The following is a 3,208-nucleotide window of genomic DNA, read 5'->3' as shown; positions in this document are numbered from 1 at the left end:
TGTTCCGGCGGTGTCCTACTCTCCCACACCCTGTCGAGTGCAGTACCATCGGCGCAGGTGACCTTAGCTTCCGGGTTCGGAATGGGACCGGGCGTTTCCCCACCGCTATAGCCGCCGTAACACTATGAAACTATCCACACAGAAAACCAACCCGCAACACCCACGATCACTCGCAAGCCTTGCATACCGTCTTCTGTATCCGTGTGTTGTTTCAGATACCGCACAGTGGACGCGTAACACCTTTGTCAGTAAGCCCTCGGCCTATTAGTACCGGTCACCTCCACACGTTACCGCGCTTCCAGTTCCGGCCTATCAACCCAATGATCTGTTGGGGGCCTTAACCCCTCAAAAAGGGGGAGAGAAACCTCATCTTGGAACAGGCTTCCCGCTTAGATGCTTTCAGCGGTTATCCCTTCCGAACGTAGCCAACCAGCCATGCCCCTGGCGGAACAACTGGCACACCAGAGGTTCGTCCGTCCCGGTCCTCTCGTACTAGGGACAGCCTTCCTCAAGTTTCTAACGCGCGCGGCGGATAGAGACCGAACTGTCTCACGACGTTCTAAACCCAGCTCGCGTGCCGCTTTAATGGGCGAACAGCCCAACCCTTGGGACCTACTCCAGCCCCAGGATGCGACGAGCCGACATCGAGGTGCCAAACCATCCCGTCGATATGGACTCTTGGGGAAGATCAGCCTGTTATCCCCGGGGTACCTTTTATCCGTTGAGCGACACCACTTCCACACGTAGGTGCCGGATCACTAGTCCCGACTTTCGTCCCTGCTCGACCTGTCAGTCTCACAGTCAAGCTCCCTTGTGCACTTACACTCAACACCTGATTACCAACCAGGCTGAGGGAACCTTTGGGCGCCTCCGTTACACTTTAGGAGGCAACCGCCCCAGTTAAACTACCCACCAGGCACTGTCCCTGAACCAGATCATGGCCCGAGGTTAGAAGTCCAATACGACCAGAGTGGTATTTCAACGACGACTCCACACTAACTAGCGTCAATGCTTCACAGTCTCCCACCTATCCTACACAAACCGTACCGAACACCAATACCAAGCTATAGTGAAGGTCCCGGGGTCTTTTCGTCCTGCCGCGCGTAACGAGCATCTTTACTCGTAATGCAATTTCGCCGAGTCTGTGGTGGAGACAGCAGAGAAGTCGTTACGCCATTCGTGCAGGTCGGAACTTACCCGACAAGGAATTTCGCTACCTTAGGATGGTTATAGTTACCACCGCCGTTTACCGGGGCTTAAATTCTCAGCTTCGCCACCGAAGTAGCTAACCGGTCCTCTTAACCTTCCGGCACCGGGCAGGCGTCAGTCCGTATACATCGTCTTACGACTTCGCACGGACCTGTGTTTTTAGTAAACAGTCGCTTCTCTCTGGTCTCTGCGACCACCCCCAGCTCCCCGTGCAAGACGGTTCACCAGACATGGCCCTCCTTCTCCCGAAGTTACGGAGGTATTTTGCCGAGTTCCTTCACCACAGTTCCCTCGATCGCCTCAGTATTCTCTACCTGACCACCTGTGTCGGTTTGGGGTACGGGCCGTGTACCAACTCACTAGAGGCTTTTCTCGGCAGCATAGGATCACTGAATTCACCTCAAACGGCTACGCATCACCTCTCAGGCCAAATGAGACACGGATTTGCCTATGCCTCGCCCTACAGGCTTACACCACGTAATCCACCACGTGGCCCAGCTACCTTCCTGCGTCACCCCATCGCTTGACTACTACAATCAGGGTCCCGTGCAGCCACTTCTCTTCACCCGAAGGTGATAGGTCCGCTTTTGGACGGTTAGCACAACTGATTCGCCATTGGGCGCGGATACACGGGTACGGGAATATCAACCCGTTGTCCATCGACTACGCCTGTCGGCCTCGCCTTAGGTCCCGACTCACCCTGGGCGGATTAACCTGGCCCAGGAACCCTTGGTCATTCGGCGGACGAGTTTCCCACTCGTCTTTCGCTACTCATGCCTGCATTCTCACTCGCGCAGCCTCCACACCTAGGTCACCCCGATGCTTCCCCGGCTACACGACGCTCCCCTACCCACCCAGACACCTGGCTCGAAAGCAGGTACATGTCTGAGTGCCGCGGCTTCGGCGGTGTACTTGAGCCCCGCTACATTATCGGCGCAGGATCACTTGACCAGTGAGCTATTACGCACTCTTTCAAGGGTGGCTGCTTCTAAGCCAACCTCCTGGTTGTCTCAGCGACCCCACATCCTTTTCCACTTAGTACACGCTTAGGGGCCTTAGCCGGCGATCTGGGCTGTTTCCCTCTCGACTACGAAGCTTATCCCCCGCAGTCTCACTGCCACGCTCTCACACACCGGCATTCGGAGTTTGGCTGACTTCGGTAAGCTTGTAGGCCCCCTAGGCCATCCAGTAGCTCTACCTCCAGTGTGAAACACGTGACGCTGCACCTAAATGCATTTCGGGGAGAACCAGCTATCACGGAGTTTGATTGGCCTTTCACCCCTACCCACAACTCATCCCCTCAGTTTTCAACCTAAGTGGGTTCGGGCCTCCACGACGTCTTACCGTCGCTTCACCCTGGCCATGGGTAGATCACTCCGCTTCGGGTCCATGATGTGCGACTCAAACCGCCCTATTCGGACTCGCTTTCGCTACGGCTCCCCCACACGGGTTAACCTCGCCACACACCGATGACTCGCAGGCTCATTCTTCAAAAGGCACGCCATCACCCCACGCACAAGACGAAGGCTCTGACGGATTGTAAGCGCACGGTTTCAGGTACTATTTCACTCCCCTCCCGGGGTACTTTTCACCTTTCCCTCACGGTACTAGTCCGCTATCGGTCACCAAGTAGTATTCAGGCTTACCGGGTGGTCCCGGCAGATTCACAGCAGATTCCACGGGCCCGCTGCTACTCGGGTATCAATCACGTAAGCCGTCGCGTTTTCACTTACCGGACTCTCACCGTCTACGGTTGGCCATCCCAGACCAATTCAGCTAACACAACGGTTTCTTACTCACGCTCCTCACGGCAGTGAGAAGAAGAAAGACCCCACAACCCCGACCATGCAACGACTGCCGCCTCTCACACATGACCGGTTTAGCCTCATCCGCTTTCGCTCGCCACTACTCACGGAATCACAATTGTTTTCTCTTCCTGTGGGTACTGAGATGTTTCACTTCCCCACGTTCCCTCCACACCACCTATATATTCAGTGGC

The 3,208-nt window shown here is 55.7% G+C and carries 2 rRNA genes; both read right to left on the bottom strand.

The window, feature by feature from the left end:
• Nucleotides 1–2 precede the first annotated feature (2 nt).
• Nucleotides 3–119 (bottom strand): 5S ribosomal RNA (gene rrf / locus AC5WS7_RS40500).
• 125 nt (nucleotides 120–244) lie between these two features.
• Nucleotides 245–3,208, bottom strand: a 23S ribosomal RNA gene (locus AC5WS7_RS40495); the annotation flags it as partial.

The sequence above is a fragment of the Nocardia sp. PLKS1-43 genome (genome assembly GCF_059510335.1).
This window is presented reverse-complemented; position numbering and strand designations above follow the sequence as displayed.